The organism is Dactylosporangium thailandense (assembly GCF_059739745.1).
The window spans coordinates 11019431-11037445 of record NZ_AP029195.1 but is presented as its reverse complement, the minus strand read 5'-3'; the positions used below and the strand labels follow the sequence as shown (position 1 = coordinate 11037445).

Below are 18015 nucleotides of genomic sequence, written 5' to 3'. Positions count from 1 at the left end.
TTGCCCCTACACTCAGGAGACTGATCGACGGTGACCTACCCGCCGCAGAACCCGGACGACGAGCCGCGCTCCGAGCCCTTCCGGCCCATCTCGTATGACCTCGCTCCGGAGTACGGCACCACCCCGCCGGTGAACAACCCGGGCCCCTATCCGCCGCCGCAGCAGCAGCCACCGCAGCCGCAGCAGCCGCAGTATCCGGTGTCGGGCCCCGGCTATCCGGTCTCGGCCCAGCCGTATGGTCAGCCGCCGCCTTACCAGCAGCCGCCCGCGCCGGCCTACCCGCCGGCGTACCAGCAGCCCGGCCCCGGTTTCGCGCCCCCGCCGCCGCCCCGCAAGGGCAAGGGGCTGAAGATCACCCTGAGCGTCGTCGGCGGTGTGTTCCTGGTCTGCGGGCTGATCGCGTGCATCGCCCTGTACCCGATCTACCGTGACTCCGGCGCGCACGTGACCGCCCCGCCGACGCTCCCGGGCGGCCTCACCAAGCAGGAGACCCAGCAGTCGGACGCGCTCAAGTCGAGCATGGAGTCCGACCTGCGCGGCAGCATCGACAACATCGACGAGATCGAGACCGGGGTGTACTCCGCGGCCAAGGACGACGACCCGACGAACGTGGTCATCCTCGTCGCCGCGACGGGCACGTTCTTCTCTCCCGGCTCGGAGGTCGACTCCGCGTTCAAGGGCTTCGGCACCAGCAGCGGCTTCACGACGGTGACCCCGCCGACCGACTACCCCGCGGGCAAGCTGGGCGGCACGGTGAAGTGCGGGAGCAGCAAGTACACCGTCGGCTCGGACAGCCTGAAGATGAGCATGTGCGTGTGGGCCGACCACGGCAGCGTGGGCCTGGTCGTCTTCATGGGCCAGGACATCAGCGGCGCGTCGACCCGCTTCGTCGACATCCGCGAGGCGGTCCAGACCCGCAGCTGATCACCGCCGGCACTTCGACGACAGGGGCGCTCGACGCGCCCCTGTCGCGTTTCCGCCCTCATCCGCCGCGCGTCCCCCGGCGTGTGCTGCCCGACCGCTACTAGGCCCCACCCGTTGAGCCTGAGTTGCTACAGTGCGCCGATGGTCGACCCCGACGGCGGTCCCGCCGGTCTGTACTACGAAGACGACGACGATGACGCCTCCGAGGCCCCGGCGAGCCGCGTCCCCCTGAAGCGCATCGCGATCATCACCGGCTCGGTCGCGGCCGCGGCCGTGCTGGTCTCGGGGATCTTCTACGGCCCCACCTTCTTCCGCGTGCTGGGCCAGAGCGACACCGAGATCAAGTCCCCGGAGAAGGTCGGCGCCTTCACCCTCGACAAGAGCGACGGCGCCCAGCAGACCAGCGAGTACATCCGCGACGCCATCGCCTCCAAGGTGAGCCTCGACAACAGCGTCGGCCTCATCTACCGCGACGGCAAGACGGACGCGATCCTCGTGGCCGGCACCGCGCGCATCTGGAAGCCCGAGGACACCCTGAAGACCGCCTTCGACATGCTGACCGACGACAAGGGCGGCGTGCGCGACACCAAGGACGTCGACGCCGGCCCCCTGGGCGGCACCATGCGCTGCGGCACGACCAAGGTGGACGACGCGGACCTGACGGTGTGCGGCTGGGCGGACAACGGCTCCCTGGGCGTGGCCCTGTTCTCCAACAGCCCCGTGTCCGACTCCGCCAAGTCCCTGGTCGAGCTCCGCACCGCGGTGGAGCACCGCGGCTGAGCGGCCGCCTGACCGCTGCGCGACGTTGCCCGGGCCCCCGCCCCAAGGGCGCTCAGCCCGATCCCGCACCAACAAAAAAGCCGGCCCCGCAGCATGCGGGGCCGGCTCGAAAAGGCCTGGGAAACGCTTCAGGGGGCCCACCGAATTCGGTGAGCCCCTGAAGGAACGTTAGTCCGGCGGCGTCCTACTCTCCCACACTCTCTCGGGTGCAGTACCATCGGCGCTGGAGGGCTTAGCTTCCGGGTTCGGAATGGGACCGGGCGTTTCCCCTCCGCTATGGCCGCCGTAACACTATGAACCTGTCAACCCCGCACACCCACCCGAATAGGTGGGGTGCGTCCGGTGTTGGTTCAGAATCACACAGTGGATGCAAGATCTTCAAAGCAAAGATTTGTAGGTCAAGTCCTCGGCCTATTAGTACCGGTCAGCTCAAACCTGTTACCAGGCTTCCACTTCCGGCCTATCAACCCAGTGGTCTCGCTGGGGGCCTTAACCCTCAAGGGGTGGGATACCTCATCTCGAAGCGAGCTTCCCGCTTAGATGCTTTCAGCGGTTATCCCTTCCGAACGTAGCCAACCAGCCGTGCTCTTGGCAGAACAACTGGCACACCAGAGGTTCGTCCGTCCCGGTCCTCTCGTACTAGGGACAGCCCTTCTCAAGTATCCTACGCGCGCGGCGGATAGGGACCGAACTGTCTCACGACGTTCTAAACCCAGCTCGCGTACCGCTTTAATGGGCGAACAGCCCAACCCTTGGGACCTACTCCAGCCCCAGGATGCGACGAGCCGACATCGAGGTGCCAAACCATCCCGTCGATATGGACTCTTGGGGAAGATCAGCCTGTTATCCCCGGGGTACCTTTTATCCGTTGAGCGACACCGCTTCCACCTGCCAGTGCCGGGTCACTAGTCCCGACTTTCGTCCCTGCTCGACCTGTCAGTCTCGCAGTCAAGCCCCCTTGTGCACTTGCACTCAACACCTGATTGCCAACCAGGCTGAGGGAACCTTTGGGCGCCTCCGTTACATTTTAGGAGGCAACCGCCCCAGTTAAACTACCCACCAGACACTGTCCCTGAACCGGCTCACGGTCCAAGGTTAGATACCCAAATCCAACAGAGTGGTATTTCAAGCTTGCCTCCACCCACACTGGCGTGAGGGTTTCACCGGCTCCCACCTATCCTACACAATCGAATTCGAGTACCAATGTCAAGCTATAGTGAAGGTCCCGGGGTCTTTCCGTCCTGCCGCGCGTAACGAGCATCTTTACTCGTAGTGCAATTTCGCCGGGCCTGTGGTTGAGACAGTGGGGAAGTCGTTACGCCATTCGTGCAGGTCGGAACTTACCCGACAAGGAATTTCGCTACCTTAGGATGGTTATAGTTACCACCGCCGTTTACTGGCGCTTAAGTTCTCCGCTTCGCCCCGAAGGACTAACAGGTCCCCTTAACGTTCCAGCACCGGGCAGGCGTCAGTCCATATACGTCGTCTTACGACTTAGCATGGACCTGTGTTTTTAGTAAACAGTCGCTTCCCCCTGGTCTCTGCGGCCACCAACCGCTCCACCAGCACGTGGTCTCACCATCGGTGGCCCCCCTTCTCCCGAAGTTACGGGGGCAATTTGCCGAGTTCCTTAACCACAGTTCGCCCGATCGCCTCGGTATTCTCTACCTGACCACCTGTGTCGGTTTGGGGTACGGGCCGCTCGAAACTCGCTAGAGGCTTTTCTCGGCAGCATGGGATCACTGACTTCACCTGAAACGGCTCCGCTTCACGTCTCACCCACATGTGCTGCGGATTTGCCTACAGCACGGGCTACACGCTTGCCCCGGCACAACCACCGGCCGGGTCCAGCTACCCTCCTGCGTCACCCCATCGCTTGCCTACTACCACCCGAGTTCCGAAACGCCGGCCATCCCCCCGAAAGGTTCAGACCATTGTGACGTTAGTACAAGCAGGTTCAGCATGGACGCTTCTACGCGGGTACGGGAATATCAACCCGTTGTCCATCGACTACGCCTCTCGGCCTCGCCTTAGGCCCCGACTCACCCAGGGCGGATTAGCCTGGCCCTGGAACCCTTGGTCATCCGGCGGCAGGGTTTCTCACCCTGCTTTCGCTACTCATGCCTGCATTCTCACTCGCGTCACCTCCACGGCTGGATCACTCCGCCGCTTCACCGGTGACACGACGCTCCCCTACCCATCCACACACCTGGACCACAAAGGCCTGGTACACGTGTGAATGCCACAGCTTCGGCGGTGTGCTTGAGCCCCGCTACATTGTCGGCGCGGAACCACTTGACCAGTGAGCTATTACGCACTCTTTCAAGGGTGGCTGCTTCTAAGCCAACCTCCTGGTTGTCTATGCGACCCCACATCCTTTACCACTTAGCACACGCTTAGGGGCCTTAGCTGGTGATCTGGGCTGTTTCCCTCTCGACTACGAAGCTTATCCCCCGCAGTCTCACTGCCACGCTCTCACTTACCGGCATTCGGAGTTTAGTTGACTTCAGTAAGCTTGTGGGCCCCCTAGGCCATCCAGTGCTCTACCTCCGGCAAGAAACACGTGACGCTGCACCTAAATGCATTTCGGGGAGAACCAGCTATCACGGAGTTTGATTGGCCTTTCACCCCTAACCACAGATCATCCCCCAACTTTTCAACGTTGGTGGGTTCGGCCCTCCACGCGGTCTTACCCGCGCTTCAGCCTGCCCATGGCTAGATCACTCCGCTTCGGGTCTAGGACACGCGACTGAACGCCCTATTCAGACTCGCTTTCGCTACGGCTCCCCCACACGGGTTAACCTCGCCACGTATCACTAACTCGCAGGCTCATTCTTCAAAAGGCACGCCGTCACCCCCAGCCTAAGCCAGGACGCTCCGACGGATTGTAGGCGCACGGTTTCAGGTACTATTTCACTCCCCTCCCGGGGTACTTTTCACCTTTCCCTCACGGTACTCGTCCGCTATCGGTCACCAGGGAGTATTTAGGCTTACCAGGTGGTCCTGGCAGATTCACGGCAGATTACAGGAGTCCGCCGCTACTCGGGAACACGCCAACACAGACCGTCGAATTTTCGCCTACCGGACTCTCACCGTCTACGGTGCCGCTTTCCAGCGGACTTCGACTAACCCACGGCTTTCTGACTGTGCCACCAGCCGGCAGACCGGTGCAGACATGCCCCACAACCCCAAACATGCAACCCCTGCCGGGTATCACACATGCCTGGTTTAGCCTCATCCGCTTTCGCTCGCCACTACTCACGGAATCACTATTGTTTTCTCTTCCTGCGGGTACTGAGATGTTTCACTTCCCCGCGTTCCCTCTACCTGCCCTATGTGTTCAGGCAGGAGTGACACCACATGACTGGTGCCGGGTTCCCCCATTCGGACACCCTGGGATCACAGCTCGGTTGACAGCTCCCCCAGGCCTATCGCGGCCTCCCACGTCCTTCATCGGCTCCTGGTGCCAAGGCATCCACCGTACGCCCTCAGCAACTTGACCACAAAGCAATAAAGATGCTCGCATCCACTGTGCAATTCTCAACCAACACCAAACCCGCACCGTCTTGTCAGCGGCAACCTCGACAGACACCCTGCCTGGTTTTGCACGCCGGCGCAGATTCACGTCCGAAACACACCATCGCTGGTTGTTTCAGGACCCAACAGGGTGCCTATACGATCCACACGAACCGCATCCCAGAACTGTTTCCACGCCAGCCTTCCAGCTAGCAGTACTCGACTCCGGGACCGTTGTCCGCAAGACCTTCGCCAGTGTCTCCGCCATTGAGCACCCCACCAGCACACTCGGCCGATGCGGGCTCCTCACAGTCTTTCGACCGAAGGTGCTCCTTAGAAAGGAGGTGATCCAGCCGCACCTTCCGGTACGGCTACCTTGTTACGACTTCGTCCCAATCGCCAGCCCCACCTTCGACGGCTCCCTCCACAAGGGTTGGGCCACCGGCTTCGGGTGTTGCCGACTTTCGTGACGTGACGGGCGGTGTGTACAAGGCCCGGGAACGTATTCACCGCAGCATTGCTGATCTGCGATTACTAGCGACTCCGACTTCACGGGGTCGAGTTGCAGACCCCGATCCGAACTGAGACCGGCTTTTTGGGATTCGCTCCACCTCACGGTATCGCAGCCCTTTGTACCGGCCATTGTAGCATGCGTGAAGCCCTGGACATAAGGGGCATGATGACTTGACGTCATCCCCACCTTCCTCCGAGTTGACCCCGGCAGTCTTCGATGAGTCCCCGGCCGAACCGCTGGCAACATCGAACAAGGGTTGCGCTCGTTGCGGGACTTAACCCAACATCTCACGACACGAGCTGACGACAGCCATGCACCACCTGTGAACGGCCCCGAAGGACCCGACATCTCTGCCGGATTACCGTACATGTCAAACCCAGGTAAGGTTCTTCGCGTTGCATCGAATTAATCCGCATGCTCCGCCGCTTGTGCGGGCCCCCGTCAATTCCTTTGAGTTTTAGCCTTGCGGCCGTACTCCCCAGGCGGGGCGCTTAATGCGTTAGCTGCGGCACAGAGAACCGGAGAGGCCCCCCACACCTAGCGCCCAACGTTTACAGCGTGGACTACCAGGGTATCTAATCCTGTTCGCTCCCCACGCTTTCGCTCCTCAGCGTCAGTATCGGCCCAGAGACCCGCCTTCGCCACCGGTGTTCCTCCTGATATCTGCGCATTTCACCGCTACACCAGGAATTCCAGTCTCCCCTACCGAACTCAAGCCTGCCCGTATCAGCTGCAAGCCCACAGTTGAGCTGCGGGTTTTCACAGCTGACGCAACAAGCCGCCTACGAGCTCTTTACGCCCAATAAATCCGGACAACGCTCGCGCCCTACGTCTTACCGCGGCTGCTGGCACGTAGTTGGCCGGCGCTTCTTCTCCAGGTACCGTCACTTGCGCTTCGTCCCTGTCGAAAGAGGTTTACAACCCGAAGGCCTTCATCCCTCACGCGGCGTCGCTGCATCAGGCTTCCGCCCATTGTGCAATATTCCCCACTGCTGCCTCCCGTAGGAGTCTGGGCCGTGTCTCAGTCCCAGTGTGGCCGGTCGCCCTCTCAGGCCGGCTACCCGTCGTCGCCTTGGTAGGCCATCACCCCACCAACAAGCTGATAGGCCGCGAGCCCATCCCAGGCCGAAAAACTTTCCACACCCCACGATGCCGCGGAACATGAATATTCGGTATTAGCCCCCGTTTCCGAGGGTTATCCCAAAGCCTAGGGCAGGTTACTCACGTGTTACTCACCCGTTCGCCGCTCGAGTACCCCGAAGGGCCTTTCCGCTCGACTTGCATGTGTTAAGCACGCCGCCAGCGTTCGTCCTGAGCCAGGATCAAACTCTCCAACAAAACCTGTGTTGGTGAATCAATCACCCGGCAACAAACATGTTGTCACCAAAGGAATCCCAGACACGCAACACACTCCCGAAGAAGCGCGCCCATGCCACGGGGTAATAATCATTTGGCACTGGCTTAACAAGCACCCTGTTGAGTTCTCAAACAACCAACACACACCGTCGAGGCCCGCAATCGCTTGCGTGTCCCGCCCGGGGCAACTTCTCTACTTTACCAGGTCGCTCGCCGTTGTCAAGTCCGTGTCCGAACTCTGGAACTTTGAGCGGTTTTTCCGAGCATAGCAAGGCCACCGTCTCCGGTGATCTTGTTTCGGAAGGTCCGGTTACACCGGCCGGCACTTGGGAGCTTGTCGCTCGCTTGGCCCGCCCGGCTCGTTCCCGGCCCGTTTACTTTACCAGCTCGTTCCGTTCTGTCAAGTCCGCGTTTTCCGCTTGTTGACCGTCTGGAACGTTCCCCCGCACAGGCCATCCGCGCCGTTTCCGGCGCCAGATCTGCTCGGGGTTTCGGTAGGCCGGCCAGCTCTTGCAAGCTCGCCCGGTTCCCTACCGGCTGGAGTACCTTACCCGGTCGGCTTCGCGTTCGCAAATCGCTTCCCGAACCGCCCTGGTGGTACTAATCCGACGAACCGGGCGTTTCCGCCCATCCCCCTCGGACTTGGAGAACCTTACGGACCCGGTGCCGACCGAGTCAAATCGGCACCATAGAAGGGATCCGGGGCCGTTCAGAGCCGGCGGTTGGCGAGGCTCGGGAGCGTTTCGCGGATCTCGGCGAGCCGGTCGAGGTCAAGCTCGGCGATGGTCACGCCGGCGACATCGGGGGCCTGGGCGACGACCGTCCCCCACGGATCCACGATCATGCTGCGGCCGAAACAGGTGCGGTCCGGATCGTGGTTGCCGATCTGCCCGGAGGCGAGCACGTAACACTGGTTTTCGATGGCTCGCGCGCGGAGCAGAACCTCCCAGTGGTCCCGTCCGGTGTGGAGCATGAAGGCGGCCGGCACCACGAGGACTGTGGCGCCGTCGATCGCCAGTTGACGGTACAACTCAGGAAATCGCAGGTCGTAACAGATCGACAGGCCTAGTCGGATCTGCTCGACATCGACGGTGCTCGTCGACTCCCCCGGTGCGACGGTCGCGGACTCCCGGTACGAGACGCGCCCGGGGATCTCGACATCATAGAGGTGGATCTTTCGATAGGTCGCGGCAAGTGCGCCGGATCGATCGAATACAAGCGATGTGTTGTACGTGTGCTCGGGGTCGGGTCCGGTCTCGTGGAACGAGCCGGCGTGGACCCACATCCCGAGTTCCCGCGCGGCGTCGGCGAAGAACGCGGCGAACTCCCCGTCGACGGGCTCGGGCGCCGGAGCCGAGTGGCCGCGCCCGAGGTAGTCCACGTATTCCGGGAGGACCGCCAGATCCGCTCCCCCATCGGATGCCCGCTGGAGGAGCGTTCGAGCCGTCTTGAGGTTCTCAGCCCGGTTGTCGCGGGCATTGAGCTGACATACCGCTACGCGCATAGGCGCCAGGCTACGCCGACTTCTCCTCGCGGTCCGCGCGTCGACGACCGACCCGGTGGGCGGCCAGGTCCCGCGGCACGATGGTCGGTATCACCTTCTCCAGCACCACCTCGCGGGTGATGAGCACCCGGGCGATGTTGGGGTTGCTCGGCACCTCGTACATCACGGAGAGCAGAACCTCCTCCATGATGGCCCGCAGTCCGCGGGCGCCGGTGCCGCGCAGGATGGCCTGATCCGCGATCGACTCCAGGGCCTCCGGGGCGAACTCGAGCTCCACCCCGTCCAGCTCGAACAGCCGCTGGTATTGCCGGACGAGCGCGTTGCGCGGCTCGGTCAGGATCTTCACCAGCGCGTCGCGGTCGAGGCTCTTCACGCTCGTGATGACCGGCAGCCGCCCGATGAACTCGGGGATCAGGCCGAACTTGAGCATGTCCTCGGGCATCACGTCGCTGAAGGCGTCGTCGGCCGTCCGGTCGGTGATCGAGCGCAGGTTGGCGCCGAAGCCGGTGCCGCCCTTGCCGACCCGCTGCTGCACGATCCGGTCGAGGCCGGCGAAGGCGCCACCGCAGATGAACAGCACGTTGGACGTGTCGATCTGGATGAACTCCTGGTGCGGGTGCTTGCGTCCGCCCTGCGGCGGGACGTTGGCGACCGTGCCCTCGATGATCTTCAGCAGCGCCTGCTGCACACCCTCGCCGGACACGTCCCGCGTGATCGACGGGTTCTCCGACTTGCGCGCGATCTTGTCGACCTCGTCGATGTAGACGATGCCGGTCTCCGCGCGGCGGATGTCGTAGTCCGCGGCCTGAATCAGCTTCAGCAGGATGTTCTCGACGTCCTCGCCGACGTATCCCGCCTCGGTGAGCGCCGTGGCATCGGCGATCGCGAACGGCACGTTGAGCATCCGCGCGAGCGTCTGGGCCAGGTGCGTCTTGCCGCAGCCCGTGGGGCCGATGAGCAGGATGTTGGACTTCGCCAGCTCGACGCCGTCGCCGCCCGAGTTGCCGCCGGACTCCGCCTGCACCCGCTTGTAGTGGTTGTAGACCGCCACCGCGAGCGCCTTCTTGGCCTGGTCCTGGCCGACGACGTACTGATCGAGGAAGGCGCAGATCTCCATCGGCTTCGGCAGCTCGTCGAACTTGACGTCGCCCGACTCCGCCAGCTCTTCTTCGATGATCTCGTTGCAGAGATCGATGCACTCGTCGCAGATGTAGACGCCGGGGCCGGCGATCAGCTTCTTCACCTGCTTCTGCGACTTGCCGCAGAAGGAGCACTTCAGTAGGTCGCCGCCGTCGCCGATCCGTGCCACCTACGATCTCCCTGCCTTCGGCCGGACCCTACGTCCGGATCGCATCTGCTCGCCGCGTGCGCGTTCCCGCCTCACGCTGGCTACTGCCTCGACGTTACCTGGTGGTCGCCCGTATTCCGACCCCCTACGAGGGGGTGTCTTTTTGGGCCGGCCTCCCGACGACATTCGCCCGACACTCCATCGGCCCGCCCAACCTCCAGGTTAGGGCGAGCCGATGGGTGTTGCACGCAGAGTCGTCAGCTGCCCGACGCCACGAGGCTCGACTTCTTCCGGCTGACCAGCACGTTGTCGACCAGGCCGTATTCCTTGGCCTCGTCCGCCGTGAGGATCTTGTCGCGGTCGATGTCCTTGCGGACCTTCTCGACCGGCTGGCCGGTGTGGCGCGACACCATCTCCTCGAGCTGGGTCCGCATGCGCATGATCTCCCGAGCCTGGATCTCGATGTCCGAGCCCTGCCCGTAGCCGCCCTCGGTGGCCGGCTGGTGGATGATGATGCGCGAGTTGGGCAGCGCGAGGCGCTTGCCCGGCGTGCCCGCCGCGAGCAGCACCGCGGCCGCGCTCGCCGCCTGGCCCAGGCACACCGTGAGGATGTCGGGCCGGACGTAGAGCATGGTGTCGTAGATCGCCGTCATGGCCGTGAACGAGCCGCCGGGCGAGTTGATGTAGAGCGTGATGTCCCGGTCCGGCTCCGTGCTCTCCAGCGTCAGCAGCTGCGCCATCACGTCGTTGGCCGACGCGTCGTCGATCTGCACGCCGAGGAAGATGATCCGGTCCTCGAACAGCTTGTTGTACGGGTTGGTCTCCTTGATGCCGTAGGACGTCCGCTCGACGTAGGACGGCAGGATGTAGCGGTTGTGCACCTCGCGCAGCGCCGGGGGCAGGCTCAGATCGGTCATGGCTTCGCTCCTCAGGCCAGGGTTCCGGCGCCTTCCGGAGCCTGCTGGGCCCCGGTGATCACCTTGTCGATGAAGCCGTAGTCCCGCGCCTCATTGGCGGTGAACCAGCGGTCACGGTCGGAGTCGGCCTCGATCTGCTCGAGCGACTGCCCCGTGTGGAACGACACCCGCTCCTGGAACATGCGCTTCGTATACAGCATCTGTTCGGCCTGGATGGCGATGTCGGCGGCCGTGCCCCCGATGCCGCCGGACGGCTGGTGCATCATGATGCGCGCGTGCGGCAGAGCCATCCGCTTGCCCGGCGCACCGGCGCACAGCAGCAGCTGGCCCATCGAGGCGGCCATGCCCATCGCCACAGTCGCCACGTCGTTGGTGACGAACTGCATGATGTCGTAGATCGCCATGCCCGAGTAGACGGAGCCACCGGGCGAGTTGATGTAGAGCCAGATGTCGCGCTCGTCGTCCTCGGCGGCGAGCAGCAGCATCTGGGCGCAGATCCGGTTGGCGACCTGGTCGTTGACTTCGCTGCCAAGGAAGATGATGCGCTCCTTGAGCAGCCGGTTGAACACCGAGTCGTCGAGCGTCAGGCTCGTGTCCGCGCCCCTACCGCGCCCCTGGGGCGCGGGACTGAATGGCGACGCTGGAATATGCAGGTCGGTCATGGCAGCCCTTCGCAAGAGTCTTGTACTTGCCGACCCTAACCGGTGTGGGGGGCCGCAGCTTCCCGTGCTCACCGCATTTCGCTATGAGCGCACCGTGGTGAAGGCCGGGGCTTTTGCCCCGGCCTACAACGTTAGTGGTTGTGACCCTCATGCGAGCTGTGATCGTGGCCCTCGTGGTCGTGACCCTCGTGGTCGTCGGCCGCGCCGCGCAGGTCGTCGAGGCTGAGCTCGGCACCCTCGCTGTCGACGATCTTCACACGCTCGAGCACGATCCCGAGCGCCTTGCCGCGGCGCACGTCACCGAAGACCGCACCGGCCACGCCGGCCTGGACCAGCTGGTCGTAGTACTGCTGAGGGCCCATCCCCGCGCGCTGCGCCCGGTGCACGATCTCGTGCCCGAACTCGTCGTCGCTGACCTGGACATCCTCGGCGTCGGCCAGGGTGTCGAGCACCAGCTGGACCTTCACGCCCTCGACGGCCGCCTCGTTGAGCTCGGCGTCCATCTCCTCCTCGGTCTTGCCCTCGGTCTGCAGGTAGTCGTCGAACGAGGCCCCGATCCGCTGGAGCTGGTCGTTCATCGACTCCTTGCGCGACTCCACCTCGTCCTTCACCACACCCTCGGGCGCGGGGACGTCGGTCGCGTCGATGACCGCCTTCAGCGCGAGGTCACGAGCGGAGTAGAGCTGCTCCATGCGCTTCGCCCGCGTCAGGCGCGTGCGCAGGTCGTCCTTGAGCTCGTCGAGCGTGTCGAACTCGCTCGCGAGCTGCGCGAACTCGTCGTCCACCTCGGGCAGCTGCTTGTCCTTGACCGACTTCACGGTCACCGACACCTCGGCGTCGCGGCCCTCGAACTCCCCGCCCACCAGCTGCGTGGTGAACGTCGTCGAGTCGCCGGCGCCCATGCCCACGAGCACGTCGTCGAGGCCCGGAACCAGCTGGCCGGAGCCGACCTCGTGCGAGACGTTGGTCGCGCTGCCGCCGGGCACCTCCTCGCCGTCCACCTTCGCGACGAGGTCGATCTGCACGTAGTCGCCGGCAACGGCGGTCCGCTCGACGGTCTTGAGCGTCGCGAACCGGTCGCGCAGCCCCTTGAGCTGCTCGTCGACGTCGTCGTCGGACACGGCGAGCGCGTCGACCGTGACGGTGATCCCGCTCAGGTCGGGCAGGGTGATCTGCGGCCGCACGTCGACCTCGGCCGTGAACTTCAGCGGCTGCCCGTCGGCGAACTCGGTGATCTCGACCTCGGGCCGCCCGAGCGTCTTCACCTCGTGCTCGCGGACCGCGGCCAGGATCTGGGTCGGAATGACCTCCTGCACGGCCTCGTTCAGCACGGCCCCGCGCCCGACCCGCTGGTCGATGACGGCGGTGGGCACCTTGCCCCGACGGAACCCGGGGATGTTGACCTGCGACCCGATCTCGCGGTACGCCTTCTTGAGGCTCGGCTCGAGCTCGGCGAACGGCACCTCGATTTCGAGCCGCACGCGAGTCGGGCTCAGGGTCTCGACGGTGCTCTTCACAGAACTTTCTCCCTCGTTACTACGACTGGTTGGACTGGCGGCTGCGCTACGTCGTTGTTCCCGGTCGGGGTGGCGGGATTTGAACCCACGGCCCCTCGCTCCCAAAGCGAGTGCGCTACCAAACTGCGCTACACCCCGGTGGTGTGCGTCGGCAAGTGTATGCGCTCCGCCGGAGACGTCGCCGGTCGGTATGCCGGTGTCGCACACCGTGGACCCCCACCGCTGACCCGGCGCGCGGGGATTCGGTACTCTGGTGGTCGCAGCCCCGTTCCGCGGGGCCGCATGCGGGCGTAGCTCAATGGCAGAGCTTCAGTCTTCCAAACTGACGGTGGGAGTTCGATTCTCCTCGCCCGCTCTCTACCTCCCTTCCTGGGGGAGCTTCGCTCCACCCAGACCCCCTCAAGACCGCACCAAGTGCCCGAGGGGTCCAAGAGTCCTCGCCTTCACCCAGCGGCTCTCGTACTTCCTGCTGCCCGCCGCCCACCGCGAGCCCGACGATCACCACCCCAAAAACCACCGCGCCCTCATCCGCCCGAAGTGCTCAACTTCACCGAACGTCACGCCGCCGCGACGAATGGCGACTTTTCGCGAGCCTGTCGTCACACTTGGCTCACAATCTCGCTCGTACCCGCAGGTGGCGCCCTCACGCGATCAGCGCGCGGGAGGCTTCCCAACGAGTCCGCCCGCCAGGTGATGTTGACGCCACCACTTGCCGCCGCGCTCGCGTTGTTCGGGGCCGCGGACCGGGCGGGTCTTCCAGGTCGTGATTGCCCGACCGCGGCGAGAAACCGCGTGGTCGAAGAAGATCACGGTCCTCATAGTGGCCGATGGGTGCGACAGATACTTCCGCGGAGCGGCTTTCGAAACCGGCGTTCCCACCGACGGTGGTTGAGCCGGAAACAGGGCCTGACCAGGCAACGCGTCGATATTCGATCGTGATCGGGCGGCGTCAGTACGCTGCGGGACGGCGGCTCGCAGACCCCCAGTCCCGGAAGGGTTCGCGCCGCCGTGGATTCGAAGTACGCCGAGATCGTGTTCGCCCTGCAGGACCGCATCGAGCGCGGAGTGCTCGCCGTCGGGGCGCTCATGCCCAGCGAGGCCGAGCTCACCGCCGAGTTCCGAACGTCCCGTTCCACCGTTGTCCGCGCGCTGCGGCACCTGCGCCATCAGGGCTGGGTGCGTGGCGTGCAGGGTAAGGGCCGCATCGTGCTTGGGCGGCCCATGACGACCTTCGCGGCCCTGCCGCGGCGGGTCCAGTATCTGCTCCAGGCCGACCGCCACGGCGAGTGTCTCGGCAGCCGCCTGCTGCCGGCCGTCCCGCGCGTCGCGGCCCTGCTCGGGCTGCCCGCCGGGGCGACCGTGTTCGCCGCCCGCTACCGGCTCACGCTGATCAAGGCGCGGCCGCTGGCGCTCACCACCGCCTTCACGCCCGTGCGTCTCGCCCACGCGAGGGGGTTGCTCGAGCAACTCGAATCGACGCACGGGCGGCGGACGCATCGCGTGGTCGAGCGCTTCGGGGCGCGGCTGACGACGGTAGCGGAGACGGCTGCACTGGCGCTGCCGTACCCACTCAGCGTGGCGCTGTCGATCCTCACCGTGCACGACGTGGCGGGCACGCCGTTTCTGCTCGTGGACGGGATTCTGCCGCGCGAGTCGCCCGAGATGGCGGAGACCTATGAGGTCTGACGCCAGCGGATGGGGAAGGCGCCCAGCCTTGCCTCGTGGGCCGACTCGTGGCCGGCCGGCTTGGTGCAGCGGACCTCCACGTCGCCCGTTGCCGTCGTCGTGGTCTTCGTGGCCGAACAGGTTGCTGTCATACCACCGACACTAATCGAACGCCAGTTCGAAGGAGGGGCGGATCAAGGAAATGACCTGGGGAAACGCCCGGATCATGCCCTCGGATCCGGAATTCGTCCCGCCCTGGCGTTCAGGTAGCGCCGCTGGGGCAGGGTGCCGGCGAGGGAGGCCGCGCGCAGGTACGACTCCCGGGCCGCGGCGAGGTCGCCCGACATCTCCAGCAGGTGGGCGCGCACCGCGTGCAGGCGGTGGTCGGCGTCCAGCGACGTCAGGGCGTCCAGCAGCGGGAGGCCGGCCAGCGGGCCGCGGGACATGGCCACCGCCACCGCGTGGTTCAGGGCCACCATCGGGCCGGGGGCGCGGCGCTGCAGGAGCTCGTACAGGGCCACGATCTGCGGCCAGTCCGTCTCCGCGGCGGTCGGGGCCTCGTCGTGCAGCGCGGCGATCGCGGCCTGGAGCTGATAGGGGCCGGGCACGCCGCGGGGAAGGGCCGCGGTGATCAAGGCGACGCCCTCGGCGATCTGCTCGGCGTTCCACCGGGTGCGGTCCTGCTCGGCCATCGGCACCAGGGAGCCGTCGGGCGCGGTGCGGGCCTCGCGGCGGGCGTCCGTCAGGAGCATCAGGGCCAGCAGACCGGCCGCCTCCAGGTCGTCGGGCAGCAGGCGATGGACGAGCCGGGTCAGGCGGATGGCCTCGGCGGCCAGGTCCGGGCGTTGGAGGGCCTCGCCCCGCGTGGCGGCGTAGCCCTCGTTGAAGATCAGGTACAGCACGTGGAGTACGACTGCCGTCCTTGAAGCCCGATCGGCCGGGGGCGGCAGGGCGAAGGGCAGCCCGCTGGCCTTGATGCGCTGCTTGGCGCGGGTGATGCGCCTCGTCATCGTCGCCTCGGGGACGAGGAACGCGCGCGCCACCTCGGCGGTGCTCAGGCCGCCGACCGCCCGCAGGGTGAGCGCCAGCTGCGCGTCGGGCCCGAGCGCGGGGTGGCAGCACATGAACAGCAGGACCAGAGCGTCATCGGTCTGCGCGACTTCCGGCTGTACCTCGTGCGCCAGCCGGAACACCGTCTCCTCCCGGCGCCGGCGGGTCTGCTCGGCGCGCAGCAGGTCGGTGAGGCGGCGCGCGGCGACCGTGATGAGCCAGGCGCGCGGGTCGGCCGGCGGGTCGTGCGGCCACTGGCGGGCGGCGGCCAGCAGCGCCTCCTGCACCGCGTCCTCGGCGGTGTCGAAGTGCCCGTACCGCCGCACCACCGCGCCGAGGACCTGCGGCGCGAGGTCGCGCAGCAGCGCCTGGTCCGAGCCGGACCAGGCGCCGCCCCCGCGCCGCGTCCCGCTCAAGGGATCAGAAGCCGAGCTCGCCGGAGGACTCGACGATCGGGCGCACATCGGCGTACGCGCTCGCGGCCACCTCCGGCGGGGCCGGGCACTCGCCGAGCCGCTTGGCGATCTGGGTGGCGCGGTCGAAGCTGTCGCACTCCACGATCCAGTAGCCGGCGAGGACCTCCTGCGTCTCCGCGTACGGGCCGTCGGTGACGAGCGCCGGCGCGCCGCCCACCCGGCGCGTGTGCACCGGCGCGTCCAGGGCGCGGGTCTCGACGAGCTCGCCGGCGGCCTCGAGCTCCTGGTTGAACTCGGCCATGAACTGGCCCATGGCGGCGAAGTCCTCCGGCTTCCACGGCGTCTCGCCAGGCCGGCCGGCCATCGCGTCGTAGTCGCGCTGGGAGGCGTAGCTGAGAATCATGTACTTCACGGTTGCCCCTTCGGTTCGGGTGTCTGCGCGGGCTACGTCGGAGCCGCCGCGCCCATCCGGACCGTCAGCTCAGAAATTCTTTGACCGCGGTCGTGAACTCGGGCAGCGCGGTGCTGTGGATGCGGTGCCCCACCGGGATCGTGACCAGCTCGGCGGCCGGGATCGCCGCGGCCACCGACGCGAGGCGCGCGGGCGGGATGTGGCTCTTGGGGCCTCCCGACAGTACCAATGACGGGGCTTGAATCTTTTCCAACCCGGCCCACCAGGACGGATTCGGCTCCCGGAGATCGTGGATGGCCGACATCAGCGCGTTGCGGTCGAAGCTTCGCCGGGACAAGCCGCCGGCCAGGGCGGACACGGCCAGCCGGGCGCGCGAGAAGCCCCCGGCGCGCACGCCGTCGCGGGGCGGGGCCGGCGGGTCCTCGAGCACCAGGCGGGCGACCCGGTCCGGATGGCGCTGCGCGACCAGCGAGGCCGCGAAGGCGCCCAGGCTGTGGCCGACGAGCACGGGCGCGTCGAGGTCGAGCTCGTCGAGCAGGCCGGCCACGTCGTCGGCGTGACATTCCAGGGTGTACTCCGCACAGCGCGGACTCTCCCCGTGCCCCCGCAGGTCCGGGGCGACGACCCGCCAGCCCGCGAGCTCGCGGGTGAACGCGTCCCAGGTGCCGCGCCCGCTCCCGCCGCCGTGCACCAGCACGATCGCGGGGCCGGAGCCTCCGGTGTCGTTGCGCGCGAGCCTCATGCGCCCAGCTGGTCGGCCATGTCGTGCTTGTAGCCGACCAGCTCGGCCATCGCGATCGGGCGGCGGCTGACGCGGTCGAGGTCGCGGCCCTCCTTCGTGAACAGCGGCGGCGCGGTGTGGATGCCGGCGTCGAGCGGGCAGGCCGCCACCTCGTCGCGCCAGCCGGGCCAGCGCGAGCTCAGGTAGAACTGGTCGGCGGCGCCGCCGAGCATCGCGAAGAGCCAGTCGGTGTAGCCGAGCGTGAGGTCTTCCCAGCCCAGCGTGTCGGGCGCGAAGTAGTGGATGGTGGGCCGCTTGCCGGACTCGCCCTGCCGCCACACGAACTCGCCGCCGAGAATGTCCTGGGCCACGACCAGCCCCGCGGCCTCGAAGGTCGCGTTGACCTCGTGGATGTCGGCCAGGCGGCGGCGCGGGTGGCCGGAGCCGAGCACGCGCAGCCAGCCGCCGTCGACGATCAGGCCGCCGGTGCCGTAGACGAGCGCGCCCAGCCAGGAGGTGGTGGCGACCTGGAGCCGGTGCAGGCACGTGGCCGCGCGGTCGGGGTCGGCGGGCAGCAGCTCGACCGCATACGGCGAGCCGGACACCGCCGCCTCGATCTCGGCCCAGGCGGACCGGTCGTCGGAGATCAGCTCCGCCAGCGAGCGCACGCCGCAACTGTACGGCCGGATACCGGGCCGACACGAACGGCGGAAATGGCCGCTGAATGATTGTCATTCACGTTTCTCGGACTGTTGGTCGGCGGATACTGAGAG

At 66.1% G+C, this 18015-nt stretch carries 13 protein-coding genes, 2 tRNA genes and 3 rRNA genes; 4 read left to right on the top strand and 14 right to left on the bottom strand.

Annotated features, from left to right (window positions below; all coding sequences use genetic code 11):
* Window positions 1–30: 30 nt before the first annotated feature.
* Window positions 31–924 carry a hypothetical protein gene (locus AC6JBM_RS49500; RefSeq protein ID WP_497980487.1) on the top strand — a complete coding sequence of 298 codons (894 nt, stop codon included), beginning with the start codon at window positions 31–33 and terminating at the stop codon, window positions 922–924.
* A gap of 141 nt (window positions 925–1065) precedes the next feature.
* Window positions 1066–1704, top strand: coding sequence for a hypothetical protein (locus AC6JBM_RS49495; protein ID WP_497980486.1), 639 nt, complete (start codon window positions 1066–1068; stop codon window positions 1702–1704).
* Window positions 1705–1875: 171 nt separating this feature from the next.
* On the opposite strand, the gene rrf is transcribed toward AC6JBM_RS49495, so the two are convergent.
* The 9 genes from rrf to AC6JBM_RS49450 form a co-directional block, all read right to left on the bottom strand.
* Window positions 1876–1992, bottom strand: a 5S ribosomal RNA gene (gene rrf, locus AC6JBM_RS49490).
* Window positions 1993–2098: 106 nt separating this feature from the next.
* Window positions 2099–5206, bottom strand: a 23S ribosomal RNA gene (locus AC6JBM_RS49485).
* Window positions 5207–5557: 351 nt separating this feature from the next.
* A 16S ribosomal RNA gene (locus tag AC6JBM_RS49480) occupies window positions 5558–7072 on the bottom strand.
* The 16S, 23S and 5S rRNA genes sit together here, the layout of an rRNA operon.
* A 727-nt stretch (window positions 7073–7799) precedes the next feature.
* On the bottom strand, window positions 7800–8594 hold the full coding sequence (locus AC6JBM_RS49475) for a carbon-nitrogen hydrolase family protein (protein WP_497980485.1): 795 nt from the start codon (window positions 8592–8594) through the stop codon (window positions 7800–7802).
* Between the two features lie 10 nt (window positions 8595–8604).
* Window positions 8605–9903 (bottom strand): ATP-dependent Clp protease ATP-binding subunit ClpX, encoded by a 1299-nt coding sequence (clpX, locus tag AC6JBM_RS49470; protein ID WP_350616061.1) that lies wholly within the window; start codon window positions 9901–9903, stop codon window positions 8605–8607.
* A 236-nt stretch (window positions 9904–10139) separates the two neighbouring features.
* Window positions 10140–10799, bottom strand: a complete 660-nt coding sequence (locus tag AC6JBM_RS49465; RefSeq protein WP_350616060.1) for an ATP-dependent Clp protease proteolytic subunit — start codon at window positions 10797–10799, stop codon at window positions 10140–10142.
* An 11-nt stretch (window positions 10800–10810) separates the two neighbouring features.
* Window positions 10811–11461, bottom strand: a complete 651-nt coding sequence (locus AC6JBM_RS49460) for an ATP-dependent Clp protease proteolytic subunit (protein ID WP_497980484.1) — start codon at window positions 11459–11461, stop codon at window positions 10811–10813.
* Between the two features lie 131 nt (window positions 11462–11592).
* Window positions 11593–12978, bottom strand: a complete 1386-nt coding sequence (gene tig, locus AC6JBM_RS49455) for a trigger factor (RefSeq protein WP_497980483.1) — start codon at window positions 12976–12978, stop codon at window positions 11593–11595.
* Between the two features lie 64 nt (window positions 12979–13042).
* Window positions 13043–13116, bottom strand: a tRNA-Pro gene (locus tag AC6JBM_RS49450).
* Between the two features lie 146 nt (window positions 13117–13262).
* Here AC6JBM_RS49450 and AC6JBM_RS49445 point away from each other — a divergent pair.
* Window positions 13263–13333 (top strand) — tRNA-Gly (locus AC6JBM_RS49445).
* Window positions 13334–14010: 677 nt separating this feature from the next.
* Window positions 14011–14664, top strand: a complete 654-nt coding sequence (locus tag AC6JBM_RS49440; protein ID WP_497980482.1) for a GntR family transcriptional regulator — start codon at window positions 14011–14013, stop codon at window positions 14662–14664.
* Here AC6JBM_RS49440 and AC6JBM_RS49435 read toward each other — a convergent pair.
* The 5 genes from AC6JBM_RS49435 to AC6JBM_RS49415 form a co-directional block, all read right to left on the bottom strand.
* The gene (locus tag AC6JBM_RS49435; RefSeq protein ID WP_497980481.1) at window positions 14652–14795 is read right to left on the bottom strand and encodes a hypothetical protein; all 144 of its coding nucleotides are present in this window, start codon (window positions 14793–14795) and stop codon (window positions 14652–14654) included. The genes AC6JBM_RS49440 and AC6JBM_RS49435 overlap by 13 nt on opposite strands.
* 72 nt (window positions 14796–14867) lie before the next feature.
* Window positions 14868–16109 (bottom strand): RNA polymerase sigma factor, encoded by a 1242-nt coding sequence (locus AC6JBM_RS49430; protein ID WP_497980480.1) that lies wholly within the window; start codon window positions 16107–16109, stop codon window positions 14868–14870.
* 4 nt (window positions 16110–16113) lie between these two features.
* On the bottom strand, window positions 16114–16512 hold the full coding sequence (locus AC6JBM_RS49425) for a YciI family protein (protein ID WP_497986713.1): 399 nt from the start codon (window positions 16510–16512) through the stop codon (window positions 16114–16116).
* A 73-nt stretch (window positions 16513–16585) separates the two neighbouring features.
* Window positions 16586–17263: an alpha/beta fold hydrolase gene (locus AC6JBM_RS49420; protein ID WP_497980479.1), complete on the bottom strand. Its 678-nt coding sequence runs from the start codon at window positions 17261–17263 to the stop codon at window positions 16586–16588.
* Entirely contained in the window at window positions 17260–17910 is a 651-nt protein-coding gene (locus AC6JBM_RS49415; protein ID WP_497980478.1) for a DUF2625 family protein, read from the bottom strand. The genes AC6JBM_RS49420 and AC6JBM_RS49415 overlap by 4 nt, the downstream gene beginning before the upstream one ends.
* Between the last annotated feature and the right edge of the window lie 105 nt (window positions 17911–18015).